The organism is Nocardia blacklockiae, assembly GCF_015477355.1.
In the GTDB taxonomy this organism is placed as follows: Bacteria; Actinomycetota; Actinomycetes; order Mycobacteriales; family Mycobacteriaceae; genus Nocardia; species Nocardia blacklockiae.
The window spans coordinates 347,869-365,312 of sequence record NZ_JADLRJ010000001.1 but is presented as its reverse complement, the minus strand read 5'-3'; the positions used below and the strand labels follow the sequence as shown (position 1 = coordinate 365,312).

The 17,444-nt window shown below is 72.1% G+C and carries 17 protein-coding genes; 9 read left to right on the top strand and 8 right to left on the bottom strand.

All coding sequences use genetic code 11. From position 1 onward, the window contains the following. Positions 1 to 66 precede the first annotated feature (66 nt). Genes IU476_RS01645 through IU476_RS01635 form a run of 3 tightly spaced genes read right to left on the bottom strand, consistent with a single transcriptional unit; the run spans position 67 to position 3,934 of the window. Positions 67 to 1,242, bottom strand: coding sequence for a Zn-ribbon domain-containing OB-fold protein (locus tag IU476_RS01645; protein WP_195095831.1), 1,176 nt, complete (start codon positions 1,240 to 1,242; stop codon positions 67 to 69). A 20-nt stretch (positions 1,243 to 1,262) separates the two neighbouring features. Continuing rightward, positions 1,263 to 2,471, bottom strand: a complete 1,209-nt coding sequence (locus IU476_RS01640) for a CaiB/BaiF CoA transferase family protein (RefSeq protein WP_195095828.1) — start codon at positions 2,469 to 2,471, stop codon at positions 1,263 to 1,265. Then, the gene (locus IU476_RS01635) at positions 2,468 to 3,934 is read right to left on the bottom strand and encodes an aldehyde dehydrogenase family protein (protein WP_195095827.1); all 1,467 of its coding nucleotides are present in this window, start codon (positions 3,932 to 3,934) and stop codon (positions 2,468 to 2,470) included. Before IU476_RS01635 ends, IU476_RS01640 begins: the two co-directional genes overlap by 4 nt. A 275-nt stretch (positions 3,935 to 4,209) precedes the next feature. Between IU476_RS01635 and IU476_RS01630 the strand changes: the two genes are divergently transcribed. Genes IU476_RS01630 through IU476_RS01600 form a run of 7 tightly spaced genes read left to right on the top strand, consistent with a single transcriptional unit; the run spans position 4,210 to position 10,055 of the window. Next, complete coding sequence (locus IU476_RS01630) at positions 4,210 to 4,917, top strand: SDR family NAD(P)-dependent oxidoreductase (RefSeq protein ID WP_195095826.1); 708 nt, start codon at positions 4,210 to 4,212, stop codon at positions 4,915 to 4,917. Between the two features lie 42 nt (positions 4,918 to 4,959). After that, a complete protein-coding gene (locus IU476_RS01625; protein ID WP_195095825.1) occupies positions 4,960 to 5,154 on the top strand; it encodes a ferredoxin in 195 nt (64 codons plus the stop codon). 24 nt (positions 5,155 to 5,178) lie between these two features. After that, positions 5,179 to 6,861, top strand: coding sequence for a thiolase C-terminal domain-containing protein (locus IU476_RS01620; RefSeq protein ID WP_195095824.1), 1,683 nt, complete (start codon positions 5,179 to 5,181; stop codon positions 6,859 to 6,861). 25 nt (positions 6,862 to 6,886) lie between these two features. Then, a complete protein-coding gene (locus IU476_RS01615; RefSeq protein ID WP_195095818.1) occupies positions 6,887 to 7,852 on the top strand; it encodes an alpha/beta hydrolase in 966 nt (321 codons plus the stop codon). After that, on the top strand, positions 7,852 to 8,379 hold the full coding sequence (locus IU476_RS01610; protein WP_195095816.1) for a DoxX family protein: 528 nt from the start codon (positions 7,852 to 7,854) through the stop codon (positions 8,377 to 8,379). The genes IU476_RS01615 and IU476_RS01610 overlap by 1 nt, the downstream gene beginning before the upstream one ends. Further along, complete coding sequence (locus IU476_RS01605) at positions 8,379 to 9,197, top strand: NAD(P)-dependent oxidoreductase (protein ID WP_195095814.1); 819 nt, start codon at positions 8,379 to 8,381, stop codon at positions 9,195 to 9,197. The genes IU476_RS01610 and IU476_RS01605 overlap by 1 nt, the downstream gene beginning before the upstream one ends. Positions 9,198 to 9,254: 57 nt before the next feature. Further along, the gene (locus IU476_RS01600) at positions 9,255 to 10,055 is read left to right on the top strand and encodes an NAD(P)-dependent oxidoreductase (protein ID WP_195095812.1); all 801 of its coding nucleotides are present in this window, start codon (positions 9,255 to 9,257) and stop codon (positions 10,053 to 10,055) included. Between the two features lie 38 nt (positions 10,056 to 10,093). On the opposite strand, the gene IU476_RS01595 is transcribed toward IU476_RS01600, so the two are convergent. Beyond that, the gene (locus IU476_RS01595; protein WP_195095810.1) at positions 10,094 to 10,282 is read right to left on the bottom strand and encodes a ferredoxin; all 189 of its coding nucleotides are present in this window, start codon (positions 10,280 to 10,282) and stop codon (positions 10,094 to 10,096) included. After that, the gene (locus IU476_RS01590; protein ID WP_324193817.1) at positions 10,279 to 11,574 is read right to left on the bottom strand and encodes a cytochrome P450; all 1,296 of its coding nucleotides are present in this window, start codon (positions 11,572 to 11,574) and stop codon (positions 10,279 to 10,281) included. The genes IU476_RS01595 and IU476_RS01590 overlap by 4 nt, the downstream gene beginning before the upstream one ends. 145 nt (positions 11,575 to 11,719) lie before the next feature. On the opposite strand from IU476_RS01590, the gene IU476_RS01585 reads away from it, so the two are divergent. Next, the gene (locus IU476_RS01585; RefSeq protein WP_195095808.1) at positions 11,720 to 12,868 is read left to right on the top strand and encodes an acyl-CoA dehydrogenase family protein; all 1,149 of its coding nucleotides are present in this window, start codon (positions 11,720 to 11,722) and stop codon (positions 12,866 to 12,868) included. A gap of 35 nt (positions 12,869 to 12,903) precedes the next feature. Beyond that, positions 12,904 to 14,154 (top strand): acyl-CoA dehydrogenase family protein, encoded by a 1,251-nt coding sequence (locus IU476_RS01580; RefSeq protein WP_195095807.1) that lies wholly within the window; start codon positions 12,904 to 12,906, stop codon positions 14,152 to 14,154. A gap of 22 nt (positions 14,155 to 14,176) precedes the next feature. Here IU476_RS01580 and IU476_RS01575 read toward each other — a convergent pair whose 3' ends face one another. From IU476_RS01575 to IU476_RS01565, 3 genes are read right to left on the bottom strand one after another with little or no spacing between them, the layout of a single operon-like run. Beyond that, entirely contained in the window at positions 14,177 to 14,944 is a 768-nt protein-coding gene (locus IU476_RS01575) for an enoyl-CoA hydratase/isomerase family protein (RefSeq protein WP_195095806.1), read from the bottom strand. Beyond that, positions 14,944 to 16,212: an acetyl-CoA hydrolase/transferase family protein gene (locus IU476_RS01570; RefSeq protein ID WP_195095805.1), complete on the bottom strand. Its 1,269-nt coding sequence runs from the start codon at positions 16,210 to 16,212 to the stop codon at positions 14,944 to 14,946. The genes IU476_RS01575 and IU476_RS01570 overlap by 1 nt, the downstream gene beginning before the upstream one ends. Next, positions 16,209 to 17,375 carry a CaiB/BaiF CoA transferase family protein gene (locus tag IU476_RS01565; protein WP_195095804.1) on the bottom strand — a complete coding sequence of 389 codons (1,167 nt, stop codon included), beginning with the start codon at positions 17,373 to 17,375 and terminating at the stop codon, positions 16,209 to 16,211. The genes IU476_RS01570 and IU476_RS01565 overlap by 4 nt, the downstream gene beginning before the upstream one ends. Positions 17,376 to 17,444 lie beyond the last annotated feature (69 nt).

Sequence of the window (17,444 nt, the reverse complement as noted above, 5' to 3'; positions counted from 1 at the left end):
CGGTACGCCGTGCGGCCGACCTGCTCATGCCACCCCGCGCATCGGCACGCTCAGTTACCTTCGCGCTCAACCCGACTCCCCCGCCGGTTCGAACGCGTAGCCGTAATCCGGTACGCCGGAGCGCACCGCCACGCGGCGCAGCACCATGCGGCCGCGGTCGCCGATGCCGACGGTGCCGGGGTCCGCGCCGGTGACCTTGGCCAGGGCCCGCACGCCGACGTCGTCGAGTTCGACCATGACCAGGGAGTACGGGCTGCGCGAGCCGGGCACCGGGATCCGCACGGTGGTCTCGGCGTAGACGGTGCCGGTGCGCGGCAGCGGCACCAGGGTGTAGTCGGTGCTGAGGGTCCCATCGGCGCCGAGCCGGTAGCGCGGCGGGAAGTCCAGTTCGCCGCTGTCGCCGTGGCGTCCGGCCTCCCACCGCACCTTGGCCTCGAACGCCCGCTCGTAGGCGGCCAGCGAGATCGGCAGGTCCCCGCCCGGGATGTACTCGCCCTCGGGCAGGCTCCGCGCGGCGGGCTCGCGGCGCCGCACGCCGACCGGCCCGGCGACCACCGTGACCCCCGACAGGTTCGCCTGCTCCACCCCGACCAGCAGCCCGGCCTGGCCCCACTCGGCCATCCACGCCAGCGCGAACAGCCCGGAACTGGCGCCCAGCGTCGGCAGCCGCGGCGGCGTGAGGCATTGCGCCGCAGCCTGTTTGTGGTCGACGCCCGCCACGGCCACCGGTGTGTCGAGCCAGGCCGCCGACAGCGACGCCACCAGCCCGCGTTCGTGCAGCAGCCGCGGATCCCCGTAGTCGTGCACGGCACCGACCGCGTTGCGGGTGCGGGCGGGCAGGCTGCGCGCCACCCGGGAGGCGATGCGCACCTGCACCCCGTCGCGTTCGGACACCCACGCCGCCGCCGCGCCCGCCGGCGCCAGGTCGACGCCGATGACCAGCGTGCGGGGCCGCGCCGAACTCAGCGCGTCGAGCGTCGCCGGGGCGCCGCCCAGCCGCTCGATCACCTCGAGTTCCGGGTCCAGCCCGAGCCCGGCCAGCAGCACCGCGGCGTTGCTGCTCTCCACCAGCGGCAGCTCCCGGCTGACCAGCACCACCCGCTCCACCGGCACGCCCCCGGCCAGCGCCGCGCGCCCGGCCTCGACCGCCAGGGTCACGGCGTCCTCGTCGTCGCCGGGCACGCGCGCGTCCCGGCTGCCCCAGCAGGGCAGATACGTTCCCATCGCCGCGATGTAGGGCATCGGTGCCTCCTCCGCGCGCCCTAGGCGACCGCGCCGGCCGCCTTGAGCGCGATGATGCGGTCCCAGTCCAGCCCGAGTTCGAGCAGGACCTCCTCGGTCTGCGCGGCGAAGGCGGGACCGGGCCGCAGCTCCGGCGCGCTCACGTCGAACTGCACCGGGCTGGACACCAGCTCCAATTCGCCTGCGGGCAGCAGGTATTCGTTGGCGCGGATCTGCGCGTCGGCGGCGACCTGCCGCGAGTCCTGCACCGGCGCCCACGGCCCGGCCAGGGTGGCGAAGCGCTCGGTCCACTCGGCCAGCGTGCGGCCCTTGATGACCTCGCGCAGGATGTCCACGGCGTCCGCGGTGTGCTCGGCGATCTTCGCGGCGTCGGCGAAGCGCGGGTCGTCGGCCAGTTCGGGGCGGTCGATGTGACGGCACACGTCGGCCCAGAACTTGGCCGGCTGCAACATCACGAACGACAGGTAGCGGTCGTCGGCGGTGGCGTACAGGCCCGACAGCGGATTGGTGGGCGCGCCGTGCGCGCCGGGCACCGGCGCCACCATCGGCTCGTCCTGATACGCCGAGAGCGCCACGGTGTGGCCGATCGACCACAGTCCGCTGCCCAGCAGCGAGACGTCGACGACCGACGGCTCCCCGGTCCGCTCCCGCTTCAGCAGCGCGGCCGCGATGCCCCCGGCGAGATTGGTGCCGGAGATGGTGTCGCCGAACGCCGGTCCGGGCGGCTGGATCATGCCCTCCACGCTGGGCGGCGTGACGGTCGCCGCGACGCCGCCGCGGCACCAGAAGGCGGTCATGTCGTAGCCGCCGCGCTCGGATTCGACGCCGCGCGGCCCCAGCGCGCTGCCGCGGGCGTAGACGATGCTCGGATTCACCGCGCGGATGTCGTCGAGGTCGATGCCGAACTTGGCGCGCGCCTGCGGCAGGAAGCTGGTGAGGAAGACGTCGGCACGCCGCGCCAGGTCGAGGATCACCTCGCGCCCCTCGGCGACCGACATGTCGACGCCGATGCTGCGCTTGCCCCGATTGGCGTGCTCCACATTGGGATTCGGGTCGCCCTCGACCTTGAACGCGCCCACCTGCCGCAGCCCGCGCTGCGGGTCGCCGGTGACGGCGTGCTCGACCTTCACCACGTCCGCGCCCCAGTCCGACAGCACCGCGCCCGCGGACGGGACGAACCCGTACATCGCGACCTCGAGCACCCGGATGCCCGCCAGCGGCTTGCTCACGACACCACCTCCGCGAGGGTCTTGGTCTCCAGGAACTCCTCCAGCCCGAGCCGCCCCATCTCGCGGCCGATGCCCGACTGCTTGTAGCCGCCGAACGGCGCGTCGGGGTGGAAGTAGTTGCCGCCGTTGACACTCATGGTGCCGGTGCGGATGCGCCGGGCCACCGCCTTCGCCCGCTCGGCGTCCGCGCCGAAGACCCCGCCGGACAGCCCGTAGATGGAGTTGTTCGCGATCCGCACGGCATCGTCGTCGTCGGTGTAGGGAATCAGCGCCAGCACGGGGCCGAACACTTCCTCCTGCGCGATCTCGCTGTCCGGGTCGACATTCGACAGCAGCGTGGGCTTGTAGAAGTAGCCCGGGTCGACCTTCTCGCCGCCGGTGACGAGGGTCGCGCCCGCCTCCACCGCACGCCGCACCAAGCCGTGCACCTTGTCCCGCTGCCGCTCGCTGATCAGCGGTCCCATATAGGTTTTCGGGTCGCCGGGGTCGCCGTAGCTGATGTGCGCGAAGTTGGCGGCGATGAGGTCGGCGACCTTGTCGTGGTCCGCCCGGGGCACCAGCACGCGCGTCGTGAGCGCGCAGCCCTGCCCGGCGTGACTGGCCACGCTGAACGCCGCGAACAGGGCGGCCTTGGCGTAGTCGGCGTCGTCGAGCAGCACCAGCGCCGACTTGCCGCCCAGCTCCAGGAAGACCTTCTTCAGCGTCGCGCTCGCGGCGGCCATGATCTGGCGGCCCACCGGGGTGGACCCGGTGAAGGTGACGACGTCGACGTCGGGGTGGGTGGTCATCCGCTTGCCCACCTCGACATCGGAGCCCGACAGCACGTTCACCACGCCCGCGGGAATGTCGGTGTGGCGCGCGATGATCTCGCCCAGCGCCAGCGTCGCGAGCGGCGTGTCCGGCGCGCCCTTGAGCACCACCGTGCACCCGGCCGCCAGCGACGGCGCCAGCTTCGCCAGCGCGAGCTGGTGGGGGTAGTTGTAGGCGGCGATGGCGGCCACCACGCCGGCGGCCTCCTTCTCCACCCAGCGCCGGTGCCGCTGGCCGCGGATCTCCACCTCGCCGAGATCCTCGGTGAAGGAGTAGTCGCCCAGCAATCCGGCGTAGTAGCGCACGATCTCGAACGGCGTCTCGAGCTGGTTGCCGTGGGTGAGCATGCGCGTCGCGCCGACCTCCCGGATGGTCAGCTCGCGCAGCTCCTCCACGTTGTCGCGCAGGGCCTGGTACAGCTGGTTCAGGCAGCGCGCCCGGAACTGCGGGTTCGTCGGCCAGTCGGTGCTGTCGAAGGCCCGCCGCGCCGCCGCGACGGCCGCGTCCACCTCGGCCACGCCCGCCTCCGGCGCGTGGCCGTACACCGCGCCCGTCGCGGGATCGAGCGAGGCAAGCGTCCGTTCGGTCTCGACCAGCTGCCCGTCGATCAGCAGCCGCCGCGCTACCGCTACCGCCTGTTCCTGCGTTGACATCCCGTCTCCTCGCCGATCTGTGGAAACTTCATTCTCAATATCAGAGAATGTAACATTCATACGCCTGGGCCGTAACAACTCGCCACAATCCGCCAGCGCGCGGGCGATTCCAGGAACGGGCGTGGTCACGGGACCGCAACCACCCGACACCGCGACCCTTGCGGACCCGAACGAGACGAGAGTACGGTTCTCATACTCGGAAGGGAGATTCTTGTGCTCGACACTACCCGCGCTCCCGCGACGGCCGACCGAACCACCGGAGAAAGGCGCACAGCGTGAAGACGGCAGTGGTCACCGGCGGCGCCTCCGGCATCGGCCTGGGCATCGCGCAACGCCTGCGCAGCGACGGATTCCACGTCGCCGCACTGGATCTCAACCCGCCCGCCGACGACGATCTCGCCTTCCGCGCCGACGTCACCGACCCCGAGGAGATCGCCGCGGCGCTGACGGCCGTGCGCGACAAGCTGGGCCCGGTCACGGTGCTGGTGAACGCGGCGGGCGTGGACGGCTTCAAGCGGTTCCAGAACATCTCCTTCGCCGAGTGGCAGCGCGTCGTCGACGTCAACCTCAACGGCGTATTCCATTGCGTGCAGGCGGTATTGCCGGACATGCTGGCGGCGGGCTGGGGGCGCATCGTCAACATCTCGTCGTCGAGCACGCATTCGGGCCAGCCGTTCATGTCGCACTACGTGTCGGCCAAGTCGGCGGTCAACGGGCTCACCAAGGCGCTGGCGCTCGAACTCGGGCCCTCGGGCATCACGGTCAACGCGGTGCCGCCCGGCTTCATCGACACCCCGATGCTGCGGCGCTCCGAAGAGGCGCGCCGGCTGGGCGGTTCGGTCGAGGACCACATCCAGCGCACCCCGGTCCGCCGCGTCGGCACGCCCGCCGACATCGCCGCCGCCTGCGCGTTCCTCATCTCCGAGGAGGCGGGGTACATCACCGGCCAGATCATCGGCGTCAACGGCGGGCGCAACACCTGAGCCCGGCGCGCAGCCGCCGTCACATCCGAGAGGAACCACATCGTGAAGGTCCATGTCGATCAGGAACGCTGCCAAGGGCACACGCTGTGCGCGATGATCGCCCCGAAGGCGTTCGAGCTCAGTGAGATCGACGGCCATTCGTCGCCGGTCGACGAGACGGTCCCCGACGATCAGCGCGAGCAGGTGCGCGAGGCCGTGCACTCCTGCCCCGAACGCGCCATCGCGATCACCGAATAATCCGCGACAGCACGAGGAGACGCCGTGGCCGACCAGACCCCGGCAGCGCGGGCCGAGCCGTCGGGGCGGCCACTGCCGCTGCTCACCCCCGACACCGAATTCTTCTGGACCGCGGGGGCCGACGGCACGCTGCGGATCCAGGAGTGCCGGTCCTGCGCCGCGCTGATCCACCCGCCGCAACCGGTGTGCCGGTACTGCCGCGGGCACGACCTGGGCGTGCGGGAGGTCTCGGGTGCGGCGGTGCTGTCGAGCTTCACCGTGAACCACCGCTTCGCGGTGCCCGGCCTGTCGCCGCCGTACGTGGTGGCGCAGGTGGCGCTGGTGGAGGATCCGCGAGTTCGGTTGACCACCAACATCATCGACGCCGACCCCGACGAGCTGGCGCTGGGCATGCGGCTCGAGGTCGTGTTCCGGCAGGACGACGACGTCTGGCTGCCGCTGTTCCGGCCCGCCGCCGAGCCGGGCGCGCCCGCGCCGCTGCCGGTCGACGAGATCGATCCGGCCCGGTTCGGCGAGTACGTGCGGCCGATGATCCGGCAGGCGAAGTTCGAGGACGAGGTCGCGCTGACCGGCATCGGCATGTCGCGGCTGGGGCGGCGGCTGATGGTGCCGCCGCTGGAGTTGACGGTGGCGGCGTGCGAGCGCGCCGTCGCCGACGCCGGCCTGACCCTCGACGACATCGACGGTCTCGCAACCTATCCCGGCGGCGGCAATCTGGGCGGTTTCGGCGAGGGCGGCGTCACCGCGCTGGCGGCCGCGCTCGGCCTGCGGCCCACCTGGCACAACGGCGGCATCGAGACCTTCGGCCCGGGCGGTTCGGTGATCGCCGCGATGACGGCGGTGGCGGCGGGCCTGGCCCGGCACGTGCTGTGCTTCCGCACCCTGTGGGAGGCGACGTTCAACGAGCTGATGAAGACCGGCCGGATCACGCCGTCGGGCGGGCGCACCACCAGCTGGATGACGCCCTTCGGCGCCACCTCGGCCGCGCACACCCTGGCGCAGAACGCGCAGCGGCACTTCCACCGCTACGGCACCACTCGCGAGACGCTCGGCTGGATCGCGCTCAACCAGCGCGCGAACGCCGAGTTGGAACCGACCGCGGTCTACCGCGACCCGCTCACCATGGACGACTACCTCACCGCCCGCCCCATCACCACGCCGTTCGGTCTGTACGACTGCGACGTGCCCTGCGACGGCGCGATCGCGGTGATCGTGTCCGCGCGCGACGCCGCGCGGGATCTGCCGAATCCGCCGGTGCTGGTGGAGGCGGTGGGCACCCAGATCGTCGAGCGTCTCGAGTGGGACCAGAGCACGCTGACCCACGAACCGCAGGTGCTCGGCCCGGCCGCGCACCTGTGGACGCGCACCTCGCTGCGCCCCGGCGATGTCGACGTCGCCGAACTCTACGACGGGTTCACCTTCAACTGCCTGTCCTGGATCGAGGCGCTGGGCTTCTGCGGCATCGGCGAGGCGAAGGATTTCCTGGACGGCGGCAAGGCCATCGCCCGCGACGGCGTCATCCCGGTCAACACCCACGGCGGCCAGCTCTCGCACGGGCGCACCCACGGCATGGGCCTGGTGCACGAGGCGATCGTGCAGTTGCGCGGCGCGGCGGGCGCCCGGCAGGTGCCCGGCGCGCGGGTCGCGGTGGTGTCGAGCGGCGGCCTCACGCCCGGCGGCGTGATGCTGCTGCGGACGGAAGACTGATCGCCGTGAAAGCGACTGGCGCGCAATGACACTGACGCAACCCGAACTGCTTCCGGCGGGCGCGCCCGAACCCGAGGCCGTGGTCGCCGAGGTCGGCGGCATTCCGGTGTCGGGCCTGCTGGCCGAGGTGCCCTCGCCGCGGGCGGTGCTGGTCGCGCTGCACGGCGGGGCCACCACCGCGGCGTATTTCGACTGCCCCGGCCATCCGGAACTGTCGCTGCTGCGGCTCGCGGCCCGGCTCGGCTACACGGTGCTGGCCCTGGACCGGCCCGGCTACGGGAGTTCGGGACCGTTCGCGGATCGGCTGACGCCGGCGCGGCGGCGCGTCGAGCTGATGTACGGCGGCGTCGAGGCGCATCTCGCGGGCAAGCCGCGCGGGGCGGGCGTGTTCCTGCTGGCGCATTCGGCCGGCTGCGAACTCGCGCTGCGCATGGCCGCCGAGGATCCGCGCGGACGCGACCTCCTCGGACTGGAACTGGCCGGGACCGGGCGCACGCATCACCCTGACGCGCAACGCATCCTGTGGGCTCCGCGGCCGGCGGGCACCCGCCCGGCCGGGCTGGGCGCGCTGCTGTGGCGGCCCGCCGAGCTGTATCCGCCGGAGCTGGTGGGCGGCGCGGCCATCGGCGTGCCCGGCCCGCGACTCGAGGCCGCCGCGATCACCGACTGGCCCGAGCGGGAGCTGCCGCGGCTGGCGGCGCGGGTGCGGATACCGGTGCGCTGGACGGTCGGCGACCATGAAACGGTGTGGCGCAACGACCCGGAGGACCTGACCGGCATCGCCGCGCTGTTCTCCGCGGCGACGCGGGTGGTACTCAATCTCCAGCCGAACACCGGGCACAACATCAGCCTGGGCCACACGGCGGCGGCCTACCACCTGAAGCTGCTCTCGTTCGTGGAGGAGTGCGTGGTGGCCGCGGCGACCGGCGGGTTCTCCGGTCCCGCAACACAATTCGACGGCGGCGCGAATGCCGCCAGGGAGGTGGGGTAATGGCGGTCGGCGATGTAGCGCTGCTGCTGCTGCGACTGGTCGTGGGCGGCACCATGATCGCGCACGGCGTCAATCACTGGCTCGGCGGCGGGAAGATCGCGGGCACGGCAGGGTGGTTCGCCTCGCTCGGACTGCGCAACGGCGTCCTGCAGGCGTGGCTGAGCGTGCTCACCGAGGTGGCCGCGGGCGTGCTGCTGGCGCTGGGGCTGCTCACCCCGTTCGCCGCGGCGGCGATCGTGTCGGTGATGCTGGTGGCCGGGCTGCTGGCGCACCGGCGCAACGGGTTCTTTGTGTTCGAGGAGGGCTACGAGTACGTGCTCGTGCTGGCGGTCGTCGCGCTGGCGCTGGGCCTGCTCGGTCCCGGGTGGCTGTCGGTGGATCACGCGGCGGGCATCGAGATCACCGGATGGGCGGGCGGCGGTATCGCCCTGATCCTGGGCGTGGCCGCCACCGCCGGGCTGCTCGCCGTCTTCTACCGCCCGGCCCCTGCCGAAACGACGACCGCTGTGCAGGACGAGGTGCGCTGATGCGAGTCGGATTCATCGGACTGGGGAGCCAGGGCGGGCCGATGGCCCGCCGCATCGCCGAGAGCGGCCACCCCACCACGCTGTGGGCGCGCCGGGCTTCCTCGCTCGAGCCCTTCGCCGACACCCGGGCCGCCACCGCCGACTCCCCCGCCGACCTGGCCGCCCGCAGCGACCTGGTCTGCCTGTGCGTGGTCGGCGACGACGACGTGCGCGAGGTGCTGACCGGCGAGCGCGGTGTGCTGGCCGGGCTGGCGCCGGGGTCGATCGTCGCGGTGCACTCCACCGTCCACCCGGACACCTGCCGGGCACTCGCGGAAACCGCTGCCGCGCAGCAGGTCTCGCTCATCGACGCGCCGGTGAGCGGCGGCGGCCCGGCGGCGGCGGCCGGCACCCTGCTGGTGATGGCGGGCGGTGCGACCGAGGCCGTCGAGCGCGCCCGCCCGGTGTTCGAGACCTACGCGAACCCGATCGTGCACCTGGGTGACGTCGGCGCGGGGCAGGCCACCAAGCTGCTCAACAACCTGCTCTTCACCGCGAACCTGTCGACCGCGATGAGCACGCTGACGCTCGGGAAGGCGCTGGGCATCAGCCCCGACCGGCTCGGCGAGGTGATCACGCACGGCACCGCGAACAGCTTCGCGCTGGGCCGGATCACCGCGGCGGGCGGCACGCTGGACCGCTTGGCCCAGCACGCCGGTGACCTGCTCCGCAAGGACGTCGGTCTGGTCGCGCGGCTGGCGGAGACGGCGGGCGTGGATCCGGGCATCGTGCTCGACGCCGCCGACGCCACCCTGGCCCTGATGGACCGGACGCGCTGACCGGCGCGTCCCGAGATCGCTTGCGCGCCAATGCCGGAACCACCTGAGGAGACTCCCGTGCCGATCGGATTCGTGGGCGTCGGACGCATGGGGCTGCCGATGGTCCGGCGGCTGGCGGGTGCCGGACACACGGTCCGCGCGCTCGGCCGGTCCGCCGAAACCCGCGCTGTCCTCACGGAATTCGGCGCGCACCCGGTGGAGACCGTCGACGGCCTGCGCGACGCCGACATCGCCGTGGTGTGCGTCTTCACCGACGACCAGGTCCGCGCGGTGTGCCTGGACGGCCCGCTGCTGGCCACGCTGCCGCGCGGCGCGACACTGATCCTGCACACCACCGGCAGTCCCGACACCGCGGCCGCCGTCGCCGCCGCGGCCGTCCCGCACGGCATCGAGGTCGTCGACGCGCCGGTGAGCGGCGGACCGCACGACATCGCGGCGGGCACGCTGACCGTCTTCGCCGGCGGCACCGACGCCGCGGTGACCCGGGCGCGAGAAGCGTTGTCCGCCTACGCCGATCCGATCCTGCACGTCGGCCCGCTGGGTTCCGGCCAGCGCGTCAAACTGGTCAACAACGCCTTGTTCGCCGCCCAGATCGGCCTGGTCGCCGACGCGGTCCGCTTCGGCGCCCAACTCGGCCTCGACGAATCCGCCCTGCTCGCCGCCCTCACCCACGCCAGCGCCGCCGGCCGCGCCCTCACCGGCATCGCGGCCCGCGGCACGGTCGCCGCCTTCCGCGCCGCGGTAGGCGAATTCCTCCGCAAGGACGTGACGGTAGCCCGCGCCCTCGCCGCCGAACTCGGCGGCGACCTCGGCCTCCTGAACACCGCCATCGAAACGGGATTCGCCGAAGACGACTAAGCAACGCTATCCGTCATCCCGGCACGCCCCATCCTTGTCTACTCGATCACGATGGCCCGCTCCGGGCAGGCCTGCTCCGCCTCCCGCACCGCCTGCTGATGCTCCTCGGGCACATCGGTGACGGTCACCTCGGCGTAGCCGTAATCGGTCAGATCGAAGACCTCGGGGCACAATCCGAGGCACACGCCGTGGCCACGGCACCGGTCGTCGTCGACGGTGACCTTCATCGGGCGCTCTCCTTCACGTCGAACTCCAGGTGCAGCGAGGTGAGCCCGCGCAGGATGAAGGTCGGCAGGTAGTGGAATTCGCGGGCGTCGGCGGGGCCGTGCACGCGCTCGTCGATGCGCAGGTCGGTGGTGCGCTCCAGCAGTCTCTCGATCGCCACCCGCGCCTCCGCGCGCGCCAGCGGGGCGCCCGGGCAGGTGTGCACGCCGCGCCCGAATGCCAAGTGCGAGCGCGCGTTCGAGCGCGCCGCCTCGAACGTGGTGGGATCGTCGAAGCGCCGCGGATCCCGGTTGGCGGCCCCGTTGACCACCATCAGCACCGTCCCGGCAGGCACCTCGGTGCCGCCGAGGGTGGTGGCCACCTTCGCCAGCCGGAAGTCGCCCTTCACCGGGCTCTCCATCCGCAGCGACTCCTCGATGAAGTTCTGGATCCGGCTGCGGTCCTCGCGCAGGTACCGCTGGATGTCGGGCCGCTCCGCCAGCAGCTTCAACGCCGAACTCAACAGGCGCACAGTGGTTTCCTGGCCCGCGGAGAACAGGTTCGCCGCCACCCGCACCACATCGATCACCTCGGGCTGCCGGCCGTCGGGGAACGTCGCGGTGGCCATGCTGGTCAGCACGTCACCGGTCGGATGCGCCCGCCGGTCCGCGACATACGCGGAGAACCGCTCGTACAGGAACTCGATCGGGTTGTGCGACATGCCTTCCCCGTCGGTGCTGCCGACGCTGGAGCCCTCGCGGTGCGGATCCCGTTGCAGCGCTTGCAGGAACTCCTCCTGGTCGGCCTCCGGCACGCCCAGCAAGTCGGCGATCACGTAGAGGGTGAACGGTCCCGCGAACTCCCGGATGCAGTCGCCCCCGCCGCCGGCCAGGTACCCGTCCAGCAGCTTGTCGGCGATGTCCCACATCGCGGCCTCGTTCTCCTTGAGCCGCTTCGGGGTGATCAGCCGCATCAGCAGGGCGCGGTGGTCGGTGTGCGCGGGCGGGTCCATCGTGGGCAGCTGGTCGCTCATCGGCAGCGCGTCGCGATGCTCGGCGATCAGCGCGTTCACGTCCGAGTTCTCGTCCAGCGGCACCGGGAAGCCGGGGAACGGCCCGGTCACCGAGATGCACGAGGAGAACCGCTCGACGTCGTTGTAGACCTCGAGCGCCTCGTCGTACCCGGTCACCATCATCACGTCGTGGTGTTTCTCGCGGGTCACCGGGCATTGCGCGCGCAACGCGTCGAAATACGGATACGGATCGTCGAGCAGTTCCCGACCGAGGAAGAAGTCCAGCTCTTCGAAGTTTTTCACGGCGCGACGGTTCCCTTCGACACTCCGGCCGGAACACCGCCCGGCCCACGTTGCCAGTTGACTTCCACGTTTGAGAATCTGCCTCTCATCTGTGAATATGAGATTTCCATAAGTCCAGCTCCGCGTCAACCAGAGGACCGGCCCCATGCCCCCAGATCCCACCGCGGACCAGCGGTTCTTCCGAGAGACCACGCGCGATTTCCTCGCCGAGACCATGCCCGTGAGCGTCGTGCGCGCCCTCGCCGACGCGGGCACCGGATTCGACCGCCACTGGTGGCGGCGCGGCGCGGAACTGGGCTGGACCGCCATGCTGGTACCCGAGAGTCTCGGCGGCGGAACGGTTTCCGGCCGGCCGATGACCGAACTCGCCCTGATCGCCACGGAACTGGGCCGGGCCTGCGCGCCGGGACCGTTCGTCACCACCAGCGCGGTCCTGGCGGGCCTGGCCGCCGACTCCGAATCGCGCGCGGACCTGATCACCGCCGTCCTCGCCGGTGACGAGGTGGTGAGCTGGGCGATCTACGAACCCGGTAGTGGCTTCCAGGCCCTCGCGGCCGAAGCCGCCACCGACGCCCCAACCACTACCCGCGCCGAACCCGACGGTGACGGCTACCGGCTGACCGGCGTCAAGGACCGTGTCGAGGCGGCCGATCAGGCGGACCTGTTCCTGGTCACCGCGAGCACCGCGCGGGGCCCGATCCAATTGCTCGTGCGCGCCGACGCACCGGGTGTCACGGTGACCCCCGGGTGGACCCTGGACCTGGTGCGCCGCACCGCGCGCGTGTCGTTCGACGACGTCGCGGTCGCCGCCGACGCGGTGGTCCACACGGGACCCGAGGCCGCGAAAGCCGTTCGCGCACAAGCGTGCACCGCCGCCATCCTGACCGCGGCGGAGATGGTCGGCGCCACCGACCGGGCGCTGGACGCGACCCTGGGCTGGCTGACCGACCGCTACACCTTCGGCCGCCCGCTGGCCTCCTACCAAGCCCTCAAACACCGCATGGCCGACAACAAGACCTGGCTCGAGGCCTGCCGCGCGACCGCGACCGCCGCCGCGGCGGCCTGGGACGAGGACCCGGCGACGGCCGCCGAGGCGGTCAGCGTCGCGAAATCCTATGTGGGCGCGAAGGCCCCGGTGATCGCCCAGGACTGCGTGCAGTTGCACGGCGGCATCGGCGTCACCTGGGAGCACGACCTGCACCTGTACCTGCGCCGGATCACCCTGGGCCGGGCCCTCTACGGCACCCCGGAGGAGCACCGCCGCCACATCACCGACCTGCTCGCCGCCGCCTGAGCCGCGGCGACACCCCGAGGAAAGGCACCGCCGCCATGGCCACCGACCTGGAGACCGCCACCGCCGTCGAACCCGTCGCCGATTTCCGCGCCCGCGCCCGGATCTGGTTGCGCGACAACCTCCCTCCCGCGCCGCCGCCGGAGACCGAGTCCTACACCGAGGAGGCCTGGGCGCGCGCCCGCCGGTTGCAGCGCACCCTCCACGACGGCGGATTCGCGGGCCTGTGCTTCCCGGCCGCCTACGGCGGTCAGGGCTTGACCCCGGCGCATCAGCTGGCCTTCACCGAGGAGTCCATCCCCTACGAGATGCCGCTGCTGCTCAATGTGCCGACGCTGGCCATCTGCGCGGCCAGCCTGCTGGAGCTGGGCACCGAGGAGCAGAAGCGCGCCCACCTGCCCGCCGTGCTGCGCGGGGACGAGGTTCTGGTGCAGTTCCTGTCCGAACCGCGCGGCGGCTCGGATCTGGCCGGCCTCACCACCCGCGCCGAGCGCGACGGCGAGCGGTGGATCCTCAACGGCTCCAAGATCTGGAGCTCCGGCGCGTACGCCGCCGACTACGGATTGTGCCTGGCCCGCACCAACTGGGACGCGCCCAAGCATCGCGGCCTCACCCTGTTCCTGGTGCCGGTGCACGCCGAGGGCGTCACGGTGCAGCGGATCAAGCAGGTGACCGGCTCGACGGAGTTCTGCCAGGAGTTCTTCGACGATGTCGCGCTGGGGCCGGACGCGGTGCTGGGCCGGGTGGACGAGGGCTGGGACGCGGCGTCGCGGCTGCTGAACCACGAGCGGGCCGCGCTGGGCGGCACCTCGCCCTACACCAGCGGCGCGCGCCCGCACCTGGGCGGCGAGGTGGACCGGCTGCTGCGGCTGGCCCGCGACACCGGGCAGCTCGACGACCCCCGCACCCGCGAGGACATCGGCGCGGCGCGCGCCATGAACGTCGTGCGCGATCAGCTCATCGACCATGTCACCGCGGCGATCACCAGCGGTGCGCTGCCGCCCTCGGCCGGCGCGATCACCCGCCTGTTCAGCGCCGAGAACGCTTGGCTGCAAACCGATACGGCGGTGCGCATCGCCGGGTCGATGGCCGCCACGCGGGCGCCCGGCGACCCGGCCGACACCGAGAAGATCGGCCTGGACTACCTGTTCCGGGCGGCGTGGAGCCTGGCGGGCGGCAGCACCGAGATGGCCCGCAACGTGATCAGCGAACGCGTGCTGGGCATGCCGCGGGAGTACGCCGCCGACCGCGACGTGCCGTTCAATCAGGTCGAACGCGGCCGCCGGTGAGGAAACCGTCCGACGCCCGCGCTCACCGTCCTGTCCATTTCGGCGTGCGCTTCTCCGCGAAGGCCCGCGGCCCCTCCTGCGCGTCCTCGCTCGTGTAGCACTCGACCGAGGCGTGGCGGGCCGCCTGGAGGGCCGCCGAGCGCCCCATCTCGGTGGCGAGCATGACGGTGTCGCGGGCGGCCCGCACCGACAGCGGTGCGCCCGCGAGGATCTCGCGCGCCAATTCCAGTGCGGTGTCGAGCAATTCGCCGGGTTCGGCGAGCCGGTTCACCAGGCCGATCTCGTAGGCGCGGCGGGCGTCGATCGGCCTGCCGGTCAACAGCAGCTCCATCATGATCCGCTGCGGGATCATGTGGATCAGCGGCGCGGCCCACGGCGAGCTGCGGCCCACCTTCACCTCGGTCACCGCGAAGGTGGCGGTGGTGCTGGCGACGCACAGGTCGCAGGCCTGCGCGAGCATCCACCCGCCCGCGAACGCGGCGCCGTTGACGGCCGCGATGGTCGGCTTGGTCAGTTCGACGGTGTCGTAGGGCACCGGGAACATCTCGCGCGGCGGCACGCCCATGCCGGTCGCCACCATCTCCGCGAGGTCGCCGCCCGCGCAGAACGCCTTGGTGCCCGCGCCGGTGAGGATGGCGACGCGCAGCGCCGGGTCGTGTTCGAACCGGTGCCACGCCGCGAACAATCCGGCGCGCACGTCGGCGGCCAGGCAGTTGCGGCGTTCGGGACGGTCGATGGTGAGGACGGCGATGCCGTCCGGTCGGGCCTCGAAGCGCACGGCGTCGGACATCAGAAACCTCTCCGCCGGATCAGGGCGGCGGCCCGCTCCAGCTCTTCGCGAAAGTCGGGGTGCGCCACGGCGATCAGCCTGCGCGTGCGTTCGGCCAGGGTCTGCCCGGCGAGTTCGGCCGCGCCGAATTCGGTGACGATCACGTCCACGTCGCTGCGCGCGGTGGTGACCGGACCCGACAGCGCGGCGGTGATGCGGCTGACGGTGCCGCCCTTGGCGGTGGCGGGCAGGGCGATGATCGCGTGCCCGCCCCGCGACCGCGCCCCGGCCCGCACGAAGTCCACCTGTCCCCCGGTGCCGCCGAGATAGGCCGCGCCGCTCTGTTCGGCGTTCACCTGCCCGGTGAGGTCGACTTCCACCGCGGAGTTGACCGTGACGAGCCGGTCCAGGCGCGCCAGCACGGCCGCGTCGTGGGTGTACGCGGTGGTGCGCATCCCGATCGCCGGGTTGCGGTCGGCGAACCGGTACAGCCGCTCGGTGCCGATCAGCGCCCCCGTGATCGTCACGCCCCGGTCGATCTCCTTGCGCGCGTTGGTGATCACCCCCGCCTCGACCAGATCCACCACGCCGTCGCCGATCATGCCGGAGTGCACGCCGAGGTCGGTGCGGTCGTGCAGCGACCGCAGCAGCGCCTCGGGCACCGCGCCGATGCCGGTCTGCAGCACCGCGCCGTCCTCGACGTAGGCGGCGGCGAACGCGGCGATGGTCTCGTCCACCGGCCCGATCGGCGCGGGCGGCACCTGCACCGGCGGCCGGGAAACCTCGACGGCATAGTCGATTTCGGAGCACCACAGCCGCTCTCCGGCGGTCCGGGGCACCTGGTCGTTGACCTCCGCGACCACCACCCGCGCGGCCCCGACCGCGGCCCGCACGTAGTCGCTGATCAAGCCGAGGCTGTGCGCGCCGTCTTCGTCAGCGGGACTCACCTGGACGAAAGCCACGTCGCAGCCGAGGATTCCGGCCTCGAGCATCGGTCCGACCCGGCTCACATGACACGGCACGATCGACAGCCGGTGCGCCTTGCTCACCGCCCGCAGCGACCCGATGGCCCCCATGCTCGACAGCGCGAACGCGTCGGTCGCCGCCGGCGTGAAGATTCCGGAGAAGCTGGTGGCGACGAAGACCGACAGCTCGCCGATCTCGCCGCCCTGCGCGATCAGCGCCTCGAGCAGCGTGGACGGTTCGCCGCAGGCCTGCCCGACGACGATGCGGTCAGCGGGCCGCAGGATCTCCCGCAAATCCGGCTCGCCCGCGAGCACCACGGTCATCCCCGCACCCGCCCGTTCGACCCGGCCGCCCGCACCTCGCGCAGCACCTCGTCGGTGTCCGCGCCGAGCCGCGGCGCGGGCCCCGCGACCCGTCCCGGCGTGCGCGAGAACCACGCCGGCGGACCGGGGAAGCGCACCCTGCCGTGCGGGGTGTCGACGGTCTCGAAGAACCCTGAGTCGAGCAGGTGCGGATTGTCGAACAGCTCGTCCAGCGAACGCACCGGCGCGGCCGGGATGTCCAGTCCCCGAAGCAGTTCCAGCCACTGCGCGGTGGTGCGCCCGGCGAACGTCTCGGCCAGCAGCGCGTACACCGTGTCGATGCGGGCCGCGCGCTGCTCCAGCGTCGCGAATTCCGGTCCGGCCCAGGGCGGCCGGACCGCGTCCACGAACGCCGCCCACTGCTTGTCGTTGTAGACCAGCGCCGCGATGTGCCCGTCGGCCGTGCGGTACGGCTTGCGATTCGGCGTCACCGCGCGCGGATAGGCCGCGCCGCCCAGCGGCGGGTCGAACAACGCTCCGTTCGCGTGCTCCACGAGCATGAACGCGGCCATCGTCTCGAACATGGCGACCTCGACCTCCTGGCCCTCCCCCGTGCGCTCGCGGTGGAACAGCGCCATCGTGGTCGCGTAGAGCGCGGTCAGCCCGGCCACCTTGTCCGCCATGATGGTTCCCACGTATCCGGCGGTGCCGGTGAGCTGCTGCTGGACGTGCGGCAGGCCGCATTCGGCCTGGATGGTGTCGTCGTAGGCGGTCAGGTCGGCGTCGCGGCCGCGCCGCCCGTAGCCGTAGCAGTTGGTGTAGACGATCGCCGGATTCACCGCGGCGACCTCCGCGTAGGAGAACCCCAGGCGGGCGATCGCCGCCGCGCGCATCGAGTGGATGAACACGTCGCCCCCCGCGACGAGTTCGCGCAGCTCCGCCTTGCCTGCCGCGGCGCGCAGATCCAGCACCACACTGCGCTTGCCGCGGTTGACGTTGACGAACACCCCCGCCATTCCGCGTTCGGGACCCACCGAGATGTAGCGGGTGTTGTCGCCGGCCGGCGGTTCGATCTTGACGACCTCCGCGCCCATGTCGGCCATGATCTGCGTGCAGTACGGACCCATGACCATCGCCGTCAGATCGATGACCCGGATTCCGGACAGCGGACCTGCCTGTTTCATCGCCACGTCCTCGTTCCCGACCGAACCGGGCCACCGGGCGCACGGCCCTCGTTCTCGGCGCTTTCCGGT

What these genes read in the sequence shown, in the direction of transcription:
- IU476_RS01645 (WP_195095831.1), bottom strand. Translation starts at nt 1,242, where the DNA reads ATGCCCTACATCGCGGCGATGGGAACGTATCTGCCCTGCTGGGGCAGC.
- IU476_RS01635 (WP_195095827.1), bottom strand. Translation starts at nt 3,934, where the DNA reads ATGTCAACGCAGGAACAGGCGGTAGCGGTAGCGCGGCGGCTGCTGATC.
- IU476_RS01615 (WP_195095818.1), top strand. Translation starts at nt 6,887, where the DNA reads ATGACACTGACGCAACCCGAACTGCTTCCGGCGGGCGCGCCCGAACCC.
- IU476_RS01610 (WP_195095816.1), top strand. Translation starts at nt 7,852, where the DNA reads ATGGCGGTCGGCGATGTAGCGCTGCTGCTGCTGCGACTGGTCGTGGGC.
- IU476_RS01605 (WP_195095814.1), top strand. Translation starts at nt 8,379, where the DNA reads ATGCGAGTCGGATTCATCGGACTGGGGAGCCAGGGCGGGCCGATGGCC.
- IU476_RS01595 (WP_195095810.1), bottom strand. Translation starts at nt 10,282, where the DNA reads ATGAAGGTCACCGTCGACGACGACCGGTGCCGTGGCCACGGCGTGTGC.
- IU476_RS01585 (WP_195095808.1), top strand. Translation starts at nt 11,720, where the DNA reads ATGCCCCCAGATCCCACCGCGGACCAGCGGTTCTTCCGAGAGACCACG.
- IU476_RS01580 (WP_195095807.1), top strand. Translation starts at nt 12,904, where the DNA reads ATGGCCACCGACCTGGAGACCGCCACCGCCGTCGAACCCGTCGCCGAT.
- IU476_RS01575 (WP_195095806.1), bottom strand. Translation starts at nt 14,944, where the DNA reads ATGTCCGACGCCGTGCGCTTCGAGGCCCGACCGGACGGCATCGCCGTC.
- IU476_RS01570 (WP_195095805.1), bottom strand. Translation starts at nt 16,212, where the DNA reads ATGACCGTGGTGCTCGCGGGCGAGCCGGATTTGCGGGAGATCCTGCGG.
- IU476_RS01565 (WP_195095804.1), bottom strand. Translation starts at nt 17,375, where the DNA reads ATGAAACAGGCAGGTCCGCTGTCCGGAATCCGGGTCATCGATCTGACG.